The organism is Mangrovicoccus ximenensis (assembly GCF_003056725.1).
In the GTDB taxonomy this organism is placed as follows: Bacteria; Pseudomonadota; Alphaproteobacteria; order Rhodobacterales; family Rhodobacteraceae; genus Mangrovicoccus; species Mangrovicoccus ximenensis.
Map to the genome: position 1 here is coordinate 165,419 of NZ_QBKZ01000001.1, position 19,266 is coordinate 184,684.

A 19,266-nucleotide genomic window follows, 5' to 3' on the forward strand; every position below is an offset into this window, starting at 1 on the left:
CGTGCCCGACTCGTGGCACGGCATATTACACGATAATGTCTATCGTCTTTGACATGTAAAGACAGATTTCTCTGGCGCCGCCGGACGGATGGCGTATTCTTGGTCTTGGAACATGATCACGCAGAAGACGAAATATGCGCTCAAGGCACTGATGGTGCTGGGCGATGCCGGCAAGGAGGCGCTGACGATCGAGCAGATCGCGCAGCGCTCCGGCGCGCCCAAGCGGTTCCTCGAACATATCCTGATCGATCTGCGCAAGGCGGGCTATCTTGCCGCCAAACGCGGCAGGGCGGGGGGCTACCACCTGATCCGGGACCCGAAAACGATCGCGCTCGGCGCGCTGCTGCAGCAGATCGACGGGCCGATCGCGCCCTTGCCCTGCCTGTCGCGCCGCTCCTACCAGCGCTGTGCGGACTGTCCCGACGAAGCCGCCTGCAAGTTGCGCCAAGTGTTCGGACAGGTGTTCTACAGCTATCTGGTGCTGATCGATTCCCTGTCGCTCGACGATTTGCTCGTCCGCCCGGCCGCGGCCGCGGCGCTGGAGCTTCACGCCCTGCCCGAGGCGCATCCGGGAGACTGACGTTCTCCTGCGGGACAGAAGAACGCTGAAACCGTTCCCTCGATTAAACACGATAATCACGGTAGATATTATCGTATTGGTAGGGCGATCCCCGTCCCGCCGCTTCGACGGAGACCCGTGATGACAGACCTTCCGAAGTCCCCGCGCCGGCTCTGGAGCCTGACGCTGATCCACCGCGCCACCGGGCGGCCGCATCGCTGCGGCGATGCCGTGCTGACCGTGCTGGCCCGCGACCCGCAGCTTGCCGCGGCCGAAATCCTCGAAGGCCGCAATCTGGCCGACTGGCGCGTCGAGATGCGCCCGGCCTGATCCCCGGGCCTCGTCCGGCCCCAACCACAATCCCGACCACAATCCCGGCACCTGCACCGGGCGGCGCGCGCCGCCCGGACGGTGCCCTGCACCCAGAGGAAACCCGAATGATCCGACTGATCCGCACCTTCCTTCCGCCCGGCCGCGGCCTCGCCGCATTCTGGCTTGCCGCCACCGGGGCCGCGCTTGCCGGTCCCGGCGCAAGGGCCGATGAGATCCTCAATGTCTCCTACGACCCGACGCGGGAATTCTACCGCGACTACAACGCGCTCTTCGCCGAGCGGTACGAGGCCCGGTCCGACGGTGCGCTGCGCATCGAACAGAGCCATGGCGGCTCGGGCGCCCAGGCCCGCGCGGTGATCGACGGGCTCGGCGCCCAGGTCGTCACGCTGGCGCTCGCGCCCGATATCGACGCCATTGCCGCGGCGACCGGCAAGATCGCGCAGGACTGGCAGGCGCGCCTGCCGCATGGCTCTGCGCCCTATACCTCGACCATCGTGTTCCTCGTCCGCGAGGGCAATCCCGAGGGCATCCGCGACTGGCCGGACCTGATCCGCGACGGCGTCGAGGTCATCACCCCGAACCCCAAGACTTCGGGCGGGGCGCGCTGGAACGTCATGGCCGCCTGGGCCTGGGCCATGCGCCAGCCGGGCGCCACGCAGGAGACCGGAGAGGCCTATCTGAAGGACCTCTTCGCCCATGTGCCGGTGCTCGACACCGGCGCGCGCGGCGCCACCACGACCTTTGCGCAGAGAGGCGTCGGCGACGTGCTGATCGCCTGGGAGAACGAGGCCTTCCTCAGCCTCGCCGAATTGGGCGAGGACAAATTCGACATCGTCGTGCCGTCGGTGTCGATCCGCGCCGAGCCGCCGGTGGCGCTGGTCGAGGGCAATCTCGCGGATGACCGCCAGCGCGCCGCCGCCACTGCCTATCTGGAACAGCTCTACAGCCCCGAGGCGCAGGCCATCGCCTTCCGCCACTACTACCGCGCCTGGGACAGCTCGCTGGCCGACCCGGCGGATCTGGCGCGCTTTCCCGAGGTCGAGATGGCGACGATCGCCGAGTTCGGCGGCTGGGACGAGGTGCAGCCCGCCTTTTTCGGCAGGGGCGGCGTGATCGACCGCGTGCAGGGGGAGTGATCGCATGCGTGCCCTGCTGCGCCGCCCTTCGCCGCTTCCGGGCTTCGGGCCCTGTCTCGGGCTCGCGCTCGCGGCGCTCGGGATCGTCGTCCTGGTGCCGCTGGCCGCGCTTCTGGGCCGGGGCATCGCGATGGGACCGGAAGCGCTCTGGGACCATCTGGCCCGGCCGCGCGTGCTGGCCGCGCTCTGGCTCTCGTTCCGCGCCGCCATCGGCGCGGCGGCGATCTCGGGCATGCTGGGACTGTTGCTGGCCTGGGTCCTGGCCCGCTACCGTTTTCCCGGCCGCCGCCTGCTCGATGCGGCAATGGATCTGCCCTTCGCCCTGCCGACGGCCGTTGCCGGGATCGCGCTGACGGCGCTCTATGCGCCCTCGGGGGCCTTCGGCCGGGTGCTGGAGCCTCTCGGCCTGAAGGTCGCCTATGCCGAGGCGGGCATATGGCTGGCGCTGGTCTTCGTGGGGCTGCCCTTCGTCGTGCGCACGCTGCAGCCGGTGATCGAGGATCTCGACCCGGCCGTCGAGGAGGCCTCGGCCAGCCTCGGCGCCTCGCGCGGCCGGACCTTCGCCCGCGTGGTGCTGCCGGTGCTGATGCCTGCGCTCTCGACCGGCTGCGTGCTCGCCCTGGCCCGCGCCGCCGGGGAATACGGATCGGTGATCTTCATCGCCGGGAACCTGCCGAAGCTGACCGAGATCGCGCCGCTCCTGATCGTGATCCGGCTCGAGGAATTCGACTACGACGCGGCCGCCGCCATCGGCCTCGCCATGCTGGCCATCGCGCTGGCCCTGATCTTCGCCATCAACGCGGCCCAGGCCTGGAGCCGCAGGAGGACCGGACATGCCTGATTTCAGCGACACTTGCCCTTCCCGGATCCTGCCGCGCGGCGGCGGCATCCTGCTGGCAGGGGGCTCCGGCCTCGCCGGGCTTCTGGCCGCCCTCGGACTATGGGCTGCCGGGGCAGGGGCCGCCGCCGCGCTGGCCGGTGCGCGCGGTGGCGCGGGCGAACGGCGCCAAACGGATCGCGGTGATGATCCCCTGCCACCGGGCAATCGGCGCCGACGGATCGCTGACCGGCTATGGCGGCGGGCTCTGGCGCAAGCAGCGGCTGATCGGGATCGAGGCGGAAACGGTGGCAGGCTGCCGCGCCTGACGCGAAAACGCCCTGTCCGTCCGGAGACGGGCAGGGCGCCGGGAGGCCCGCGCCGTTCCGGCGCGGGATGCAGACGCGGCGATCAGCTGCGCGGCTTGGAGTTTTCCGGGTCGTAGAGCGGAGCATAGCCGACACCTGCGACTTCGACCGGGTAGGTCTCGTCGAAATAGGTGACGTTCAGCTTGCGCCCGACCTGGCAGTACTCCCAGGGCAGGTAGGCCAGGGCGATGTTCTTGCCGATGGTCGGACCGTAGGCCACCGACGAGGTGTAGGAGCGGCGGCCTTCGCTGTCGATCAGCACTTTGCCGGTTTCCGGATCCATCACCGGCATGGTGGTGTTCGGATAGCGCTTCACGCCGTTCTTGTCGGTGTTCTCGGTCATCACCAGCGTGCAGAGCATCGCGGGCTGGTGCTCGCGGGCCTTGAACTCCAGGTGCTTTTCCTTGCCGCGGAAATCGGCCTCTTTCACCTTCGGACGCGCCAGGTCTGCTTCCAGCAGGTTGTACTGGGTGTGCAGGTCGGCGTTCTGCAGGCGCAGCGACTTCTCGAGGCGGCGGGAGTTCGCGTAGGTTTCCACGCCGACGGCGATCACGCCGGTGGAGCGCAGCGCGTCCCAGACAGCGAGGCCGTCTTCATAGGCCATGTGCAGTTCCCAGCCCTGCTCGCCCACATAGGAGATGCGGAACGCGCTGACCGACTTGCCTGCGATCTCGATCGGACGGATTGCCGCGAAGGGGAAGTTCTCGGCGTTCAGGGCCTCCGGATCCGCGACGACCTTCTTGAGGTTCTCGCGGGCGTTCGGGCCCCAGATGCCGATGGTGGTGAACTTCTCGGTCGTCTCCTCGATGGTGACGTCGAGGCCGCGGTCCTGCGCCACGCGCTTCATGTAGATCAGGTCGCGCGGGCCGGCATCGGCACCGTTCACCAGGCGGCAGCGGTCCGCCATGCGGAAGACGGTGAAGTCCGCCCGCACCATGCCTTCGTCATCGAGCATGTGGGTGTAGATGCCCTTGCCGATGTTCGCGTCGCCGCCGATCTTGGCTGCGCAGAGCCATTCCATCAGCTCGACATGGTCCGGCCCGGAGATGTCGGTCATGTGGAAGTGCGACAGGTTGATGATGCCGCAATCCGCGGACATCTCCAGCTGCTCGGCGTTGGAGACGCGCCAGAAATGGCGGTTGTCCCACTCGGCTTCGCGGACCGGAACCTGGTCGGCATATTTTTCCAGCAGGTGCTCGTTCGCGGCATAGCCGTGCGCGCGCTCCCAGCCGCCGAGTTCCATGAAGTAGCCGCCCAGCTCGACTTCGCGCTCGTAGAACGGCGAACGGCGGACGCCCCGGCCCTTGGAGAAGGGTTCGCGGACGTGGACCGGCGGGTTGTAGATCTTCTTCGCGGTTTCCCAGCAGCGGTCCTGGATGAACTGCTCTTCCAGCTGGAAGTCGGAGAAGCGCGAGTAGTCGATGCCGTGATGGTCGACATGCGTGCGCCCGTCGGTCATCCAGTCTGCGATCAGCTTGCCCATGCCGGGCGCGTCCTTGACCCAGATCGCGACCGCGTACCACAGGCCGCGCACCTTGCGGCTTTCGCCCATCGAGGGGCCGCCGTCGGTGGTGGTCTGCAGCAGGCCGTTGAACGAGTGGCTCTCGTTGAAGCCCAGCTCCGCGAGGATCGGGGTCAGCTCCATCGCGCGCTCGAGCGGCTCGATGACGTCTTCCAGCGCGAGGTCGCGCATCGACGGCCCGAGGCGGGCCTGGCCCTTCTCGAGGATGTCGCGCGGATGCACCATGCGCGGCTCGTCCTCGTAGTAGTAGCCCCATTCCATCTGGCCGCCCTCGGTGGTGGCGGGGTCGCCGGTGTCGCGCATGTAGGCGGAGTTGCCCTGGTCGCGCAGCAGCGGACGGCCGATTTCGAGGCCGGTGCCTGCGAATTCGTCATACGGACCGAAGAAGGTCAGCGGGTGGTCGACGGGCATGACCGGCAGGTCTTCGCCCACCATGCCGGCGATCAGGCGGCCCCAGAGGCCGGCGCAGACGACGACGTGATCGGCCATGATGGTGCCGCGGTGGGTCTTCACGCCGACGACGCGGCCGTTTTCCTGGATCAGCTCAAGCGCCGGGGTGTTGGCGAAGGCGCGCAGCTTGCCGGCTTTCTCGCCCGCATCCACGAGCTTGCCCGCGACGGTCTGCGACCGCGGCACGACGAGGCCTGCATCCGGGTCCCACATGGCGCCCTGGATCTGGTCTTCCTCGAGAAGCGGGAATTTTTCCTTGGCTTGGGCCGGGGTGATCATCTCGACGCGGGTGCCGAAGGCACGGCCGGAGTCGCAGCGGCGCTTCAGCTCTTCCATGCGGATGTCGTCGCCGACGCGTGCGACCTCGATGCCGCCGATGCGGCTGTAGTGACCGAGCTTCTCGTAGAAGTCGACGGAGTACATCGAGCTCCAGGTGCTCAGCAGGTCATGGCCGGTCACGTAGCAGAAGTCCGACGCGTGGCCGGTGGAGCCGATATCGGTCGGGATGGCCGACTTGTCGATGCCGACGATGTCGTCCCAGCCGCGCTCGATCAGGTGGTGCGCGACGGACGCGCCGACGATGCCGCCGAGACCGACGATGACGACATTGGCCCTTTCCGGGAAAGCTGCCATTTCTACATTCCTTCTTCGCGAGATGCCCGCTTGATACTCAGCATGCGGCGATGGTTGAGGGCAACGGCCTTGCCGGCCGTGAAACGAAATTTGCCGCGCGGCGCGGGGGACGGCACCGCGCGGCCAGTGCTGGGGCCGCAAGGGGGGACGGGGCGGCCCCGCATGGTCAGAGTTCCGGGACGGACAGGTCGGCGCGGCGGAAGGCGGCGACCAGCGTGTTGTGCATCAGCGTCATGATCGTCATCGGACCGACCCCGCCCGGAACCGGCGTGATCGCGCGGGCGCGGGTCGAGGCGCCCTCGAAATCCACGTCGCCCTTGAGCAGCGTCTGGCCGTCGCGGATCACCCGGCTGGTGCCGACGTCGATGACGGTCGCGCCCGGCTTGATCCACTCGCCCTTGACCATCTCGGCCTGGCCGACGGCGGCCACGACGATATCGGCGCGGCCGACTTTCTCGGCGAGGTCGCTGGGCGAAAGCTGCACCGTGACCATGGCGCATTCGCGCACCAAGGACCGCGCGGCCCGACAGCGTTCGAGCGGCCAAGCGGGGAGGCGGCTCATGTCCCGGCTCTCCCGTGCCGGGCGGAACATTCTCCTCATTTTCCGGCCTGCCCTTTCCTCAAGGAGGAAAATGGACCAGATGAAGCGGAAACCTCGGGGAGACACCGCATGATTCAGTTCAAGGCACCGATCCTGGCCGGGCTTGCCGCGCTCGGCTTCGCCACCTCGGCCATCGCCGAAGACAAGCTGGCGCTCGAAATCGGCTACATGCCGATCCTGCCGGATGCGCAACTCTTCGTGACCCTCGAGGAGGGCTGGATGGACGAGGCCGGCATCGATCCGGAGCTGGTGCAGTTCCAGAACGGCCCGGCGATGGTGCAGGCGCTGCTGGCCGGGCAGCTCGATGCCGCCTATTTCGGCATCGGCCCGGCGATGGTCGCCCGCGGCAAGGGCGCCGACATCAAGGTCGTGGCCTCGAACATCGTCGAGCAGATCTCGGTCGTCGCGCTCGGCGATCTCGCGCCCTATTTCGACGGGGACGCCGCCACCGCCTTTGCCCGCTTCGCCGGAGACAAGGGCCGCAAGCCGGTCCTCGCCACCTTCCCGACCGGCTCGGTGCCGGAAACCGTGCTGCAATACTGGCTGCAGAACGGGCTGGGCGCCGGTCCGGATGCGGTGGACATCGTCTACCAGGGCGCGGCGCAGGTGCAGCAGGCGCTGCTGACCGGGGCGGTCGACGGCGCGGCGATCCTCGAGCCGGTGGTCAGCTCGGTGCTGGCGCGCGATCCGGAGGCCAAGGTCGTGGCGGCGGGCGGCGACGATGCGGTGGTGCGCGACCGCGCCGAGGATGCGGCGGCGCGCGAGGCCGTGCGGGACGCCTTCGGCGAGGCGGGGCTGATCGAACTGGCGTATGCGATGAACGGCGCGGCGCTGATCCCCGGGGTCAGGCGCGCGATGGGCTTCGCCGGGCTCGGCGAGGCACAGGTGCTGCAGAGGCTGGCTGGCAACGAGGGACGCAGATGAAGGACATGAAGAACAGCGTGAAGCGGATCAACCTGGCGCTTCAGGGCGGCGGCGCGCATGGCGCCTTCACCTGGGGCGCGCTGGTGCGGCTTCTGGAGGACGAGCGGATCGAGATCGCCTCGATCTCGGGCACCTCGGCGGGGGCGCTGAACGGCGCGGCGCTGAAGGCCGGGCTCAGCTGTCCCGAGACCGACGATCCGCGGCAGAACGCGATCGACATGCTCAACTGGCTCTGGACCCAGATCGGCGCGGTGCAGGACCTGCGGATGAGCGCCTGGATCAATGCGCTGGGGCCTCTGGTCGGGCTGGTGCGCGACGCCTACCAGGCCTCGCCCGCCTACTTGATGGCCGAAGCCGCCACCGGCTTCATGTCGCCCTACATGTACGGCCCGGCCTACCGCAACCCGCTGGAGCGGATCGTTGCCAAGCTGATCTTCGACAATATCTGCTGCACCGACCGCGGCCCGGATTTCTTCGTCTGCACGACGCGGGTGCGGGACGGCAAGTCGCGGATCTTCCGCGGCGGCGAGATCACCGTCGACACGATCCTGGCCTCGGCCTGCCTGCCGACGATTTTCCAGGCGGTGAAGATCGAGGATGCCGAGACCGGGCGCGAGGAATTCTTCTATGACGGCGGCTATACCGGCAACCCGGCGCTCTATCCGATGTTTGCCAGCCACCTGCCGGATGACATCGTGATCATCAACATCAACCCGCTGGAGCGCGACGAGCTGCCGACCTCGCCCCAGGAAATCGGCAACCGCATCAACGAGATCAGCTTCAACTCCTCGCTGCTGCGCGAGCTCAGGGCGATCTCCTTCGTCAAGCGGCTGCTGAAGACCGGGCAGGTGCCCGAGGGCTCGATGCGCGACGTCCATATCCACATGATCGCCGATGACGAGATGATGACCCAGCTGTCGGTCGCGACCAAGCTGGTGCCGTCGCCCTATGTGCTCGGCAAGCTGCACAAGGCGGGCTATGCCGCGGCCGATGCTTTCGTGACCGATCATTTCGACAAGATCGGGGCGCATAGCTCGGTCGACACGGTGCGGATGTTCAGCTGAGGCGCGGCGCGGCCGCTCCCGGTCCGTCGGGACATGGCGGCTTGAGCGGCAGGAGGCATGTTCGGACTTGTCTGCCGCAGGGAAAGGTCGTTCAGGGATGCTGAGCTTGCCCCCGGATCCCGGACTGGGAGTTGCAGTACTCTCAGGAACAAGGGCGGCCCGCCCCGTTCCCCTCCGCGCTGCGGGCCTGCCGCGCGCGCTCCATCGCGCGGGAAAGCCTGTCGGCCATCCGGTCCGCGCCCGGCGTCTCGTCCTCGTCAGACATCGGCCAGCGCCTGTCCCATGTAGACCTCCTGCACGATCTCCGACTCCATCACCTCGTCCGGCGGCCCGTCCGCGACCAGCGCGCCGCCATGCAGCACGATGATCCGGTCGGCGAGCGCGCGGATCACGTCCAGCTTGTGCTCCACCAGCAGAACGGTGCGCCCCGCCTGCCCCTTGAGCCCGGCCACCAGGTCGAGCACATGCGGCGCCTCGTCGGCGCTCATCCCCGCGGTCGGCTCGTCGAACATGAAGACCCGCGGCTCGAGCGCCATCAGCAGCGCGACCTCGAGCTTCCTCTGGTCGCCATGCGGCAGCGCCGTCACCGGCATCTCGGCGAGGCTCAGCAGCCGGACCTGCTGCAGCAGCCGCTCGGCCCGGTCGAGAAGCTCCCAGTCGCCCATCGCGCGCGACAGCATGCGGAAGCCGCGGCCCTCGCGCGCCTGAATGGCAAGCCGCACGTTCTCCAGCACGGTGAGCCCGGGGAAGAGGTTGGTCAGCTGGAAGGCCCGGCCCATGCCGCGCCGGGTCCGCGCCGAGGCGCTCAGCCGCGTGACGTCGCGCTCGCTCCGGCTCGAGCGGATGGGGCTCGAGGTCACCGCCGCCGCATCGGGCGACGAGGCGCTGGCGCTCTTCCCCGGACTGCGCGCCGATGTGCTGCTGACCGACATCGTCATGCCCGGCAGCCTGCAGGGCCCGGCGCTGGCCGAGCGGCTGCGCAGGCTCATGCCGGGCCTGCGGGTGATCTTCATGTCGGGCTATCCCAACGAGAGCACCGCGCATGGCGAGCGGATCGACCTGCAGGACATCAGCCTGATGAAGCCGATCAGCCGCAGGGACCTGACCAGGGCACTCTGCGCAGCGCTGGGACAGCCCGGAACCGCCGCGACAGCCGCGGCGGAGTGACGGGGCCGCCCGGCGCCGCGGATGCATTTCGGCTTCCTCCGCCCCGCCTTCGGCGGTAAAGCTGCGCCCGAAACCATCAAGGAGGCCCGACATGTCCGGTCAATTCGAGTCCCGCCTCGCCGCGCTCGGCATCACCCTGCCCGAAGCCGCTGCGCCCGCCGCCAACTACGTGTCCTACGTGCAGGCCGGCGACCTGCTGCATGTCTCCGGGCAGCTGCCCAAGGCCGAGGACGGCACGCTGGTCACCGGCAAGCTGGGTGACGGCATGGACGTTTCCGATGGCGCAGCCGCGGCGAAGCTCTGCGCGATCCACCTGCTGTCGCAGGTCAAGGCAGCCTGCGGCGGCGATCTCGACCGGCTGGTCCGCGTCGTCAAGCTGGGCGCCTTCGTCAACTCCGCGCCCGATTTCGGCCAGCAGCCCGCGGTCGTGAACGGCGCCTCCGATTTCCTCGTCGAAGTTCTGGGCGATGCCGGGCGCCATGCCCGTTCCGCGGTCTCCTCGCCGTCGCTGCCCTTCGGCGTCGCGGTCGAGATCGACGGCGTTTTCCAGATCCGATGACCTTTCCGGCCGGGCTGCTCGCGCAGCCCATCGCCCATCGCGGCCTGCATGACCTGGCCGCCGGGCGGCCCGAGAACAGCCTCGCGGCGGCCAGGGCCGCCATCGAGTGCGGCTACGGGATCGAGCTCGACATCCAGCCGAGCCGCGACGGCGTGCCGATGGTCTTCCATGACGACAGGCTCGACCGCCTGACCGGCGAGACCGGCCCCGTCACCGGCCGCAGCGCCGCCGAGCTGGGCCGGGTCTCGTAATGGCCGCTCTTCGCCTCGAGCCGCCGTGCCACGGCGAGCTGCCGTTCCAGCTCCGGATCGCCGGGCCGCCGTCCCAGTGCAGCCTCAGCCGCCGCAACCTTCGCCGCGGCATGGCCGGGCTCGCCGATCCGCGTGGCGCCGAAGACGACGATCGCATGGGCAATGCCGTGTTCCTCCAGCAGCGTCTCCGCCTTCTGGTAGTCGAGCAGCAGCCGCGTGCCGCGCATCGCGTCGCGGTGCAGGAAGTCCATGTCCTCGTCGGCGCGGCGGTAATTCGGGGCGGCCATGATGCGCTGCACCAGATCCGGTGCCTTCAGGTCTTCGTGCCGGGGCTTCGGCGCGCATCCGGGCAGGTCGACGGAACGGCGGATCTCGTGCGGCGGAAGCGGCTTCCGTCCTGCCTCAGGAATGCGCCGGGCCATGTCAGAACCTCCGGGTCCGGATCGGTGCGGGAACCGATGCAGGCGGGGAAACGCTCCGCCACTCTGGACGCCGCATCTGCGGCCACTCTGGGCAGTCTGCGCCGGCAGGGGACTTGAGGGCAAGCATCGTCATGCGGCCTGTCTTTCCCGTGCCTTCTGCCTCAGGCTGGCATGGACGAGGTTGTCCAGATCAAGCTCGCCGCGCATCCAGCGGTCGGTGAGGTTGCGGAGATAGCCGCCGGGATTGGCGATCCTTTCGTGCCGCTCGAGCACCGTGCCGAGCAGGATGGCTGCGGGCCCGGGTCCCATCTTGTCCGAGCTTCTCTGCCAGGCGCGCCGTATGCCGGGAAGCGCGAGGGCAGCATCGTCGAGCTGGCGCTGCAAAGGGGTCCTGGCAGAGGGGCTGAGCATTGCCGTTAGGCTGGGAAAGGCGCGGGCGATGTCGGTTTCGTCGACAGGGTCGGTTCGGGGTTCGGGCTTATCAAGGGTATTGGAAATTTGGTGCTTTGAGTGCTGCTCATTCCGGTCGCCGCTGCCGCCCGGAATGGCCGTGTTCAGACAGGCGGCGATGTCGCTGCCGAGACGGATCAGCGCGTCTTCGGTCGGTTTCCGGCGCAGCCGCCGCTGGAACTCCGCGATCCGCTCCGGACAGGTGCCGGGCTGCTGTTTCAGCTTGGCCAGCAGGTCGGCGCAGTCCCGGCGCAGTTCTTCCGTGCGGGCGGCCTGGGCTTCGACCTCCGCGAGCAGGCCCATCAGCTGGCCATGGGTTTCGGCGAGCGGGGCGAGGTCGATGCCATAGGCGCGTCCGGCGCGTGCGTAGCGCTTGCGGTTCGGCGACATCACGCGCCGCACCAGCCCGCGCTCTTCCGCCCTGCGGATGCAGCGGTTGACCGTGCTGTCGCCGGAGCGCCCCATGCGTGCCGCGATCGTGGCATTCGCGGCGAAGACGATGCACTCTCCCCTGCGGTCGAGGGCGAGCCGTTCGCCGGGGACGAAGCTCAGCAGGACGTCGAGAAAATGGATGTCGGTGCCGTTCAGGCCCAGCTCGGCCGCACAGGCCTTGAGCGGGTCCATCAGGTCGCGCCACTTGTGCAGGGCAAGCGCGGTCTGCGCTCCTGTCACCGGTGCCGCAGGCAAGCCGGTGCCGTCCCGCCGCGCGGCAGGGTCTGGAAAATGGGTCATGGCGATGTCACGGGACCGGGAGATCAGGCAAAAAGCCGCCACGCGCCCGACAGGCGTTGTTGACTTTGGGATCTCCGGGGGCCATCTTGAGGGTGCAAAACATCAGATGGGGCGTCCGGAGAAATCTGGCGCCTCTTTCTTTTCCGGCCTGCTGTGCCTCCTTGCTGCTGCTCGTTGCCGTCAATGACCGAGTCGGTTGTCCCGATTCTTGCGTCATGCGGGAAGTTTAGGTGCCAATCCCGGATTTTGTCAAACATCAGTGAATATCGGGACTGGATCTGTGTTTCGCGGGTCCCTTCCCCAAGCTCTGGTGGCTTTTCCCATGGAATTGCAATGGAATTGGCGAAAAGCAACAGCTCGGACCAAATCCCGGTATTCCGGAATTTCCGGGTTTTCTAATCCGGAGATCCCGATATTCTCCCGGCAACGAAAATGGCGGGATCAGGGCAATGGATGACCATACCACACTTCGCATGATGAACGAGGCGAGCCTCCTGCAGCAGCAGGCAGTGCGCGAGCAGACCTTCTCTCCGGACGATACCAAGCAGCTCCGGCGCTTCTCCACCTGGGAGGTGGCGAATTTCATTTTCGGCGTGAACCAGGACACGTTCCGCAAGCGGCTGATGGACCAGCCCGAGCTGCCCCAGGGCATGGTGGAAAAGTCGAACGGCCAGCGCTGGTTCACCATCGACGAGATCACCCGGCTGCGCCGCGGCCTGAAGTTCAAGAACAAGTCGCTGATGCCGCCGCGCCCGAAGGGCCGCGCGCTGCGGATCGGCGTGTCGAACTTCAAGGGCGGCGTCGGCAAGACCGTGGTGGCGCAGCACCTCGCCCATGCGGCGGCGCTCGACGGCTACCGCGTGCTGGTGATCGACTTCGACCCGCAGGCAACGCTGACCCATTCGATGGGCCTGACCGCGGTCAGCGAGGACCAGACCGTCTGGGGCATCATGTGCCGCGACCTTTGCAAGGAAGCCGACCGGATCGTCGACACCTATGACGATCCCGACGACTGCCCCTACCCCGCCAGCTACGAGCTGCCCGACGACGTCCAGTCGATCGGCCGCCAGAAGTTCTCGGACTTCATCCTGCCGACCTGCTGGGGCCGTTCGATCCACATCATCCCGAGCTGTGCCAACGCGGCCTTCGTGGAATTCGCCTCCGCGCAGTACCGCAACCTGCATCCCGGCTGGACCTTCTTCGGTTGCGTCTCGCGCTATCTCGACGAACTGCCCGAGGACGACTACGACCTGATCATCTTCGACTGCCCGCCGGCCATCGGCTACCAGTCGCTGAACGCGGCCTTCGCGGCGGACGTTCTCTATATCCCGTCGGGCCCGGGCTACTGGGAATACGACTCGACCACCTCCTTCCTCGGCCAGCTCGCCACCGCGATGGAGGACATCTCGGCGGGCTATGCCGGCCATGCTGACGGCGCGCGGCTGAGCCTGCCGAAGGAGTTCCTGGCGATCCGGGTTCTGATGACCCGCTACGAGGCCTCGAACGAGCTGCACGAGGCGATGAAGCGGGCCTTCCACAATGTCTTCGCCGGCCGGGTCTGCGAGCATGCGATCGAGATGACCCGCGCGGTCGAACAGTCCGGACGGTTCCAGAACTCGATCTACGAACAGGACTACCGCGAGATGACCCGGGATACCTGGAAGCGCGCGCGCAAGAGCTTCGACGAGGCCTACGAGGAATTCCGCGAGACCATTCTTTCGGTCTGGCCGCGCGACGGCGAGCTCAAGCGGAAGGCAGGCTGAAATGGTGAAATCCAAGTTCGACATCACCCCGGGCGCCGCCCGCCGACCCGTCGCGAAACCAGGTCCGGAGGCCAAGCCCGGCCCGATGAGCGCCGCGATCCGCGAGACCGCCCGGTCGCTCGACCGGTCCGAGGAGGACCTGAAGCAGCAGCGCCGCCGCAATGCCGAGGAGGCCCGGCAATGGCGTGACGCGATGGATGCGGGGCTGGTGCTGCTGCGGCTGCCGCTCGAGATGATCCGCGCCGACGATCTGGCGCGGGACCGGGCCGATCTGGCGGACGAGCTGAAAAGCCCCGAGATGGAGGAGCTGAAGCAGTCGATCCGCGCGCTTGGCCAGAAGGAGCCGGTGACGGTCCAGCAGGACGGCAGTGGCTATTCGCTGACCTCGGGCTGGCGGCGGCTGCACGCGCTGAAGATGCTCTTCGAGGAGACCGGCGACGCGCGGTTCTCGCTGGTCACCGCCAAGATCGAGACCCAGGCGACAGGCCGCATGGACCGCTATGTCGACATGGTCACCGAGAACGTGGTGCGCAAGAACCTGTCGCTGTCGGAGCTGGCCGGGCTTGCCATGGCGGTGGCCAAGGATCCCGAAACCGGCATGGCCGATGCGCGCGCCGCGGTGAACCGGCTCTACCACGCGCAGAGCCCGGCGCAGCGCTCCTATGTCAACGCCTTCGTCCGTCTGCTCGAGGAATTCGGCGGCGTACTGATCGACCCGCGCGATATCTCGCGCGACCTCGGCGTGCAGGTGGTGCGGGCGCTGGAGGACGGCGATGTGGCGGCGCTGCGCGAGGGTCTCGCAGCGACCTCCGGAACGGAGGCGCAGCTGCGGCTGCTGCGCGATTTCGTCGAGCGCACCGACCGGGCGCCGGACCCGCGCGGCTCCGGCCGCGGCTCTGCGGTCAAGACCGAGTTCCGCATGGGCGCCGCCAAGGTGACCGCCCGCAAGGGCGAGGTCCGCATCAAGTCGCCGGTCGACTATTCCGAGCTTTCCCGGGATGTGCTCGAAGAGGCCTGCCGGGCCTTCGAAGAGGTGCTCCGCCGTAACGGGCGGGGCTGAGTTTAACGGCCGTTAAACCGACCGGGCGGGCCTGCCGCGGAAGTTTAACGGCCGTTAAATCCGTCGGGCCCGCCGCTGCAGGCCGACCTCGAAGCCTTCCTTTTTCATCGTCCTTGCCGTTATGGACGGCGCTCCCGGAGCGGCGGCGCCGCCGGGCATGACCGGTCGTCATGTTGTGCCGCGGAGCCTCCGGCACCTGATGCCTTTTCCGGGACGGCGGCTTGCAGCGCAGGGGCAGGCGCGGCACCGTTTGGGCGTCGCTGGCGGAGATCGCTTCAGGAAAATGACAGGCGTTCGGGGCGGCGCCCTTGGGCCTCCGCTCTGCCGCCATGTCTCGGAGCTGCACCGTCCGCGACGAGCGGCCGTGTCCTCCGAAGGTGAGGGCCGCGCGGAGCCGTGATGCCGTTTCGTGCGAGACGGTGGCCGGAGACCTCATGAAGCGGCGCCTCAAGACCGGACCAAAAACCCGCCTGTGCGCCGATGCGGATGTCCGGCGCTTCCGGACCCCTTGCGGTGTATGGCTAGCGGAGGTCTTGACGCCCGTGCCCGTGCCCGTGCCCGTGCCCGTGCCCGTGCCCGTGCCATACGGCGAGGCGCCGGGAAGGGAAACGCGGCAACGGGATGAGGCGGATGCAGGACTGTGGAATGTCCTTGTTGCAGCGCGCCGGCGGGCAGGCGATAGTGTCGGTGTGATGCCAGGGCCACCGCGGCCGAACCTGTCACGGAGACTGCGCCTCGGCGCATGAGGGCAGGGCGGTCAGACGGAGATCCGCGGTATCGGCCGGGGCATGGCGGGCTGCGGGCACGCCGCGCAAAGTGCCGGGGCCGAAATGGCGCCGCCGGTCGGCTGACCGAAGACAGCGTTCCATTACCGGACATAAGTCGCGGAGGCAGAACTCGGCGCTTTTATCCGGAAAATGCGCAAAGAACCGCCGCTTTGTTTCCTTCGAACCTGCGGGAACCGCGGGCTGCAAAGCGGGGCGCAGCGCGGTCCATTGGCGCGGGGACGGCCGGGAGGCGGCCGTCCCGGCCGGAGGCATCCGACCGGCCGGGCGCCTGCGAAAGGGGCGCGGAGATTGCGGGACCGCCGCTTTCCCGGCAAGCTGGAGGCCCGAGGCAGACAGGCAGGATGCATGGAACCAGATCTGTTCGAACAGACCGCGAGCTACGGGCTCGACCTCTACCACTTCCTCCGGATCCAGCTGGGCGCGCTGCTGCGGCCCTGGGTCGGCTACCAGCTGGCCATAGCGGTGTCGCTCTTCGCGGTGGCGCATGTCGCCGCGCGGATGGCCGGGCCGCGGGTCCATGGCTGGCTGCGCGCCCGCGAGGGCTGGCCGATGTGGCGGATGCGCACCGCGCTGGTGCTCCACCGGCGGCTGCGCGGGCTGATCTTCGTGCCGATGATCTGGGCGGCGATCTGGGTCCTGCGCGAGACCACCTGGCCGAGCCGCTCCTTCCTTCTGGCGATCATCGGCAACCTGGCGCTTGCCTGGCTGGTGGTCGCGCTGGCGGCGCGGCTGATCGCCAACAAGCCGCTGCGCGCGGCGGTGCAATACGGCGCCTGGATCTGGCTGACCCTGACGGTGCTGGGCCAGACCGAGGAATTCGTCGCGCTGATGTCGCGGATCACCGTCGACATGGGCAGCCTGACGATCTCGGCATGGATGGTGGTGCAGGCGGCGGTGGCGGTGACCGTGCTTCTGGCGACCGCGCGCTTCCTGTCGCGCACCTCCGCGGCGCGGATCAACGCCAACGAGGAGATGAGCCCCTCGATGCGCGTCCTGTCGATCAAGGCGGTGCAGGTCGCGCTCTACGGCTCGGCCTTCCTCTTCGCGATGAAGGCGGTGGGGGTGGACCTGACCGGGCTTGCCGTGCTCTCGGGGGCGATCGGCGTCGGGCTCGGCTTCGGGCTGCAGAAGGTCGTGTCGAACCTGGTTTCGGGGATCATCATCCTGCTCGACAAGTCGATCAAGCCGGGCGACGTGATTTCCCTCGGCGAGACTTTCGGCTGGATCAACGCGCTCGGCGCCCGCTATGTCTCGGTGGTGACGCGGGACGGGCGCGAATACCTGATCCCGAACGAGGACATGATCACCGGGCAGGTGGTGAACTGGTCCCATTCCAACGAATTCGTCCGGCTCGACATCTTCTTCGGCACGGCCTACGCCAACGACCCGCACGAGGTGCGCCGGATCGCGGTGGAGGCGGCGCTGTCGGTCAAGCGGGTTCTGGAGAGCAAGCCGCCCGTTTGCCACATCGTCGGATTCGGCGACAGCTCGGTCGACTACATCCTGCGCTTCTGGATCACCGACCCGACGGCGGGCCTGACCAATGTGCGCGGCGCCGTCTACCTGGCGCTGTGGGATGCGTTCAAGGACAATGGCGTGGCGATTCCGTTCCCGCAGCGCGAAGTGCGGATGCTCGGCGGCGCAGAGTCTGAACCGGCGGCAAGCTGACGAAGGAAAGGAAGGCGGCGGTCCCGGGGAGGAGGAGGGGGACCGCCGCCGATTTCCCGGGCTCAGGGAGGAGGAGGAACCCGCGGAAAACTGGTAACTTGGTCACTCGTGACTGTGTTAACGCTAACTTAACGGCCGTGCCGCATCGCGGCAACCGCCATTCCGTCAGGTCCGCCATGCACTATGCGCAAGGCTCCGGGCCGGAGCTGCGGCGGAAACAGGGGGCGCCATCCGGAAGAGAGCCAGTCGGGGGGCAGGACGGAGCGAGGTTTCTGCAGAGGCCTGCATCCGGCGCCCGGCCGAACGGGAAGGTCTTTCGACCCGCCGCTGCCGATGGCCCGCGCTGCATGAAGGCGTGCCGCGGTGCGGAGGGGGAGGACCCGTGCCGCCTCCGCACCGGCAGTTGGCTGTCCGGGCCAGAATGCGGGGCGGCGGCGGGCGGTCCCGGCCGCGCGGGCAGCCGGGACCAGGGACGTCATCTCACGCGATCAAGGTGAAGACCGTGCCGATCGCGATGCCCGAGATGGCCAGCCAGATCAGCAGGTAGCCCATGATGTCCCGCGCCGACAGGCCGGCGACGCCGAGCAGCGGCAGGGCCCAGAAGGGCTGGATCTGGTTCGTCCAGCCATCGCCCCAGGCAAAGGCCATGATCGTATGCGCCGGGTTCGCGCCGAGCGCGGCCGCCGCCTGCATCATCACCGGGCCCTGGATCGCCCATTGCCCGCCGCCCGACGGGATGAAGAAGTTCACCACGCCCGCGCAGAGGAAAGTCAGCACCGGGAAGGTCTGCGGCGTGGCGATCGAGATGATCGCGTCCGAGAACTGCGTCACCAGCCCCGAGCCGGTCATCATGCCGGCGATACCGGCATAGAGCGGGAACTGGATGATGATGCCCGCCGCCGCCTTCACCGCCTTCTCGGTCACCGCCACATAGGCGGCGGGGCTGCGGTGGAGGATCAGCCCGAGCGACAGGAAGATCAGGATCCAGCTGTTCAGCGTCACCGAGAAGGTGCCGGTGACGATCTGCATCGCGACATAGGCGCCGGCCAGCAGGCCGAGGATCAGGGTCGGCAGGCGGCTGTGCTCCAGACGGTCCGAGGGGGTCATCTCCGCGGGGGCGGGCCGGGGCGCGATCTCCTCCTCGTCATCGCCTTCGAACTGGACGATCTTCGCGGGCTGTTTCTGCAGCATGAAGAAGCCGACCAGCAGCGCCAGCAGCAGCAGCGTCAGCAGGATGTTCCACCAAGCATAGAGCGTGTCCGTCACCGGCACGATGCCGATCGCCTGCTCCATGAAATGCCCGGGCGTGGCGATCACCAGCGGGATAGAGGAAGACGGCCCGCGCACCAGCTCGCCGCCATAGGCGGCTGCCACGATCAGCGGGAAATGGATATGGACGCGGCGGCCCATCTCGCGGGCCAGGATGGCGCCCGCCACCATGCCGAAGCCCCAGTTCGCGTAGTAGCAGACGAAGCTGGTGACGATGGTTATGGCCAGGGCCTGGCGGGCGGTGCCGGCCTTGCGGGTCAGCGCCGAGAGCATCGCCTGGACCGGCGGGGTCATGGCCAGGACGTAGCCTGTGACCAGCACCAGCACCATCTGCATGGCGAAGGTGAAGAGCTTGGCGAAGCCGTCGCCCCAGTATCCGGCCATGGCGGCGGGCGACTGCTGCGCCAGCCCCATGCCGAGGGCGAAGACGATGAAGGTCAGCATGAGCGCCAGAACGAAGGCGCTCGGCAGGTAGCGTTGTACGACGCGCACCGAAAAATTTGTAATGGCTTCCACGGGGCAGGGGTCTCCTCTGCGGTTACGGGCCGGTCCGGCCGACGGTTTGCGCCGCCGCCGGGCCTGCTTGCCGGGCAATGCCCTGATATCGTTGCCGTCACAACGAGTTGGGGCCGAGGTTTGCATCCCAGGGTATGATGCGAGATCCGCGCGGCATGGGCGCCGAGGGGGGTGCGGCCCGTCGTGGCATGGGCCGCGTCAGGCTATCGGTGCG

At 68.1% G+C, this 19,266-nt stretch carries 16 protein-coding genes and 2 pseudogenes; 13 read left to right on the forward strand and 5 right to left on the reverse strand.

Annotated features, from left to right (window positions below; all coding sequences use genetic code 11):
• The first annotated feature begins 112 nt into the window (after positions 1 to 112).
• The 5 genes and pseudogenes from C7T91_RS01090 to C7T91_RS01110 form a co-directional block, all read left to right on the forward strand.
• Positions 113 to 580, forward strand: a complete 468-nt coding sequence (locus C7T91_RS01090) for an RrF2 family transcriptional regulator (RefSeq protein ID WP_108257651.1) — start codon at positions 113 to 115, stop codon at positions 578 to 580.
• Between the two features lie 120 nt (positions 581 to 700).
• Positions 701 to 889, forward strand: coding sequence for a hypothetical protein (locus C7T91_RS01095; protein WP_108257652.1), 189 nt, complete (start codon positions 701 to 703; stop codon positions 887 to 889).
• A gap of 107 nt (positions 890 to 996) precedes the next feature.
• Entirely contained in the window at positions 997 to 2,028 is a 1,032-nt protein-coding gene (locus tag C7T91_RS01100; RefSeq protein WP_108257653.1) for a sulfate ABC transporter substrate-binding protein, read from the forward strand.
• Between the two features lie 4 nt (positions 2,029 to 2,032).
• The gene (cysT, locus tag C7T91_RS01105; protein WP_108257654.1) at positions 2,033 to 2,869 is read left to right on the forward strand and encodes a sulfate ABC transporter permease subunit CysT; all 837 of its coding nucleotides are present in this window, start codon (positions 2,033 to 2,035) and stop codon (positions 2,867 to 2,869) included.
• A 140-nt stretch (positions 2,870 to 3,009) separates the two neighbouring features.
• Positions 3,010 to 3,174: pseudogene (locus C7T91_RS01110) on the forward strand (methylated-DNA--[protein]-cysteine S-methyltransferase); the annotation flags it as partial.
• 82 nt (positions 3,175 to 3,256) lie between these two features.
• On the opposite strand, the gene C7T91_RS01115 reads toward C7T91_RS01110, so the two are convergent.
• Complete coding sequence (locus tag C7T91_RS01115) at positions 3,257 to 5,818, reverse strand: GcvT family protein (RefSeq protein ID WP_108257655.1); 2,562 nt, start codon at positions 5,816 to 5,818, stop codon at positions 3,257 to 3,259.
• Between the two features lie 166 nt (positions 5,819 to 5,984).
• The gene (locus C7T91_RS01120) at positions 5,985 to 6,380 is read right to left on the reverse strand and encodes a hypothetical protein (protein WP_407943240.1); all 396 of its coding nucleotides are present in this window, start codon (positions 6,378 to 6,380) and stop codon (positions 5,985 to 5,987) included.
• A gap of 108 nt (positions 6,381 to 6,488) precedes the next feature.
• Here C7T91_RS01120 and C7T91_RS01125 point away from each other — a divergent pair, with 108 nt between their 5' ends.
• On the forward strand, positions 6,489 to 7,343 hold the full coding sequence (locus C7T91_RS01125) for an ABC transporter substrate-binding protein (RefSeq protein WP_108257656.1): 855 nt from the start codon (positions 6,489 to 6,491) through the stop codon (positions 7,341 to 7,343).
• Complete coding sequence (locus C7T91_RS01130) at positions 7,340 to 8,407, forward strand: patatin-like phospholipase family protein (protein WP_236637905.1); 1,068 nt, start codon at positions 7,340 to 7,342, stop codon at positions 8,405 to 8,407. The genes C7T91_RS01125 and C7T91_RS01130 overlap by 4 nt, the downstream gene beginning before the upstream one ends.
• Before the next feature lie 257 nt (positions 8,408 to 8,664).
• On the opposite strand, the gene C7T91_RS01135 is transcribed toward C7T91_RS01130, so the two are convergent.
• Positions 8,665 to 9,186: an ATP-binding cassette domain-containing protein gene (locus C7T91_RS01135; RefSeq protein ID WP_407943241.1), complete on the reverse strand. Its 522-nt coding sequence runs from the start codon at positions 9,184 to 9,186 to the stop codon at positions 8,665 to 8,667.
• Here C7T91_RS01135 and C7T91_RS34425 point away from each other — a divergent pair.
• The 3 genes and pseudogenes from C7T91_RS34425 to C7T91_RS01150 all read left to right on the forward strand — a co-directional run.
• On the forward strand, positions 9,185 to 9,574 hold the full coding sequence (locus tag C7T91_RS34425) for a response regulator (RefSeq protein WP_407943242.1): 390 nt from the start codon (positions 9,185 to 9,187) through the stop codon (positions 9,572 to 9,574). The genes C7T91_RS01135 and C7T91_RS34425 overlap by 2 nt on opposite strands.
• A 91-nt stretch (positions 9,575 to 9,665) precedes the next feature.
• Entirely contained in the window at positions 9,666 to 10,133 is a 468-nt protein-coding gene (locus tag C7T91_RS01145; protein WP_108257659.1) for a RidA family protein, read from the forward strand.
• Positions 10,130 to 10,369: pseudogene (locus tag C7T91_RS01150) on the forward strand (glycerophosphodiester phosphodiesterase family protein); the annotation flags it as partial. The gene C7T91_RS01145 and the pseudogene C7T91_RS01150, both read left to right, overlap by 4 nt.
• Before the next feature lie 566 nt (positions 10,370 to 10,935).
• Here C7T91_RS01150 and repC read toward each other — a convergent pair.
• A complete protein-coding gene (repC, locus tag C7T91_RS01160) occupies positions 10,936 to 11,988 on the reverse strand; it encodes a replication initiation protein RepC (protein ID WP_108257662.1) in 1,053 nt (350 codons plus the stop codon).
• A gap of 449 nt (positions 11,989 to 12,437) precedes the next feature.
• Between repC and C7T91_RS01165 the strand changes: the two genes are divergently transcribed.
• From C7T91_RS01165 to C7T91_RS01180, 3 genes are all read left to right on the forward strand, one after another.
• Positions 12,438 to 13,751, forward strand: coding sequence for an AAA family ATPase (locus tag C7T91_RS01165; RefSeq protein WP_108257663.1), 1,314 nt, complete (start codon positions 12,438 to 12,440; stop codon positions 13,749 to 13,751).
• A 1-nt stretch (position 13,752) separates the two neighbouring features.
• Positions 13,753 to 14,811 carry a ParB/RepB/Spo0J family partition protein gene (locus tag C7T91_RS01170; RefSeq protein ID WP_108257664.1) on the forward strand — a complete coding sequence of 353 codons (1,059 nt, stop codon included), beginning with the start codon at positions 13,753 to 13,755 and terminating at the stop codon, positions 14,809 to 14,811.
• Positions 14,812 to 15,944: 1,133 nt separating this feature from the next.
• A complete protein-coding gene (locus C7T91_RS01180; RefSeq protein WP_108257666.1) occupies positions 15,945 to 17,267 on the forward strand; it encodes a mechanosensitive ion channel family protein in 1,323 nt (440 codons plus the stop codon).
• 480 nt (positions 17,268 to 17,747) lie between these two features.
• Here C7T91_RS01180 and C7T91_RS01185 read toward each other — a convergent pair whose 3' ends face one another.
• Complete coding sequence (locus C7T91_RS01185; protein ID WP_108257667.1) at positions 17,748 to 19,052, reverse strand: short-chain fatty acid transporter; 1,305 nt, start codon at positions 19,050 to 19,052, stop codon at positions 17,748 to 17,750.
• Positions 19,053 to 19,266: the final 214 nt, after the last annotated feature.

Excerpts from the sequence above, each read along its gene's own strand:
- C7T91_RS01090 (WP_108257651.1), top strand. The coding sequence starts at position 113 with ATGATCACGCAGAAGACGAAATATGCGCTCAAGGCACTGATGGTGCTG.
- C7T91_RS01095 (WP_108257652.1), top strand. The coding sequence starts at position 701 with ATGACAGACCTTCCGAAGTCCCCGCGCCGGCTCTGGAGCCTGACGCTG.
- C7T91_RS01100 (WP_108257653.1), top strand. The coding sequence starts at position 997 with ATGATCCGACTGATCCGCACCTTCCTTCCGCCCGGCCGCGGCCTCGCC.
- cysT (WP_108257654.1), top strand. The coding sequence starts at position 2,033 with ATGCGTGCCCTGCTGCGCCGCCCTTCGCCGCTTCCGGGCTTCGGGCCC.
- C7T91_RS01115 (WP_108257655.1), bottom strand. The coding sequence starts at position 5,818 with ATGGCAGCTTTCCCGGAAAGGGCCAATGTCGTCATCGTCGGTCTCGGC.
- C7T91_RS01120 (WP_407943240.1), bottom strand. The coding sequence starts at position 6,380 with ATGAGCCGCCTCCCCGCTTGGCCGCTCGAACGCTGTCGGGCCGCGCGG.
- C7T91_RS01125 (WP_108257656.1), top strand. The coding sequence starts at position 6,489 with ATGATTCAGTTCAAGGCACCGATCCTGGCCGGGCTTGCCGCGCTCGGC.
- C7T91_RS01130 (WP_236637905.1), top strand. The coding sequence starts at position 7,340 with ATGAAGGACATGAAGAACAGCGTGAAGCGGATCAACCTGGCGCTTCAG.
- C7T91_RS34425 (WP_407943242.1), top strand. The coding sequence starts at position 9,185 with ATGCCGCGCCGGGTCCGCGCCGAGGCGCTCAGCCGCGTGACGTCGCGC.
- C7T91_RS01135 (WP_407943241.1), bottom strand. The coding sequence starts at position 9,186 with ATGGGCCGGGCCTTCCAGCTGACCAACCTCTTCCCCGGGCTCACCGTG.
- C7T91_RS01145 (WP_108257659.1), top strand. The coding sequence starts at position 9,666 with ATGTCCGGTCAATTCGAGTCCCGCCTCGCCGCGCTCGGCATCACCCTG.
- repC (WP_108257662.1), bottom strand. The coding sequence starts at position 11,988 with ATGACCCATTTTCCAGACCCTGCCGCGCGGCGGGACGGCACCGGCTTG.
- C7T91_RS01165 (WP_108257663.1), top strand. The coding sequence starts at position 12,438 with ATGGATGACCATACCACACTTCGCATGATGAACGAGGCGAGCCTCCTG.
- C7T91_RS01170 (WP_108257664.1), top strand. The coding sequence starts at position 13,753 with ATGGTGAAATCCAAGTTCGACATCACCCCGGGCGCCGCCCGCCGACCC.
- C7T91_RS01180 (WP_108257666.1), top strand. The coding sequence starts at position 15,945 with ATGGAACCAGATCTGTTCGAACAGACCGCGAGCTACGGGCTCGACCTC.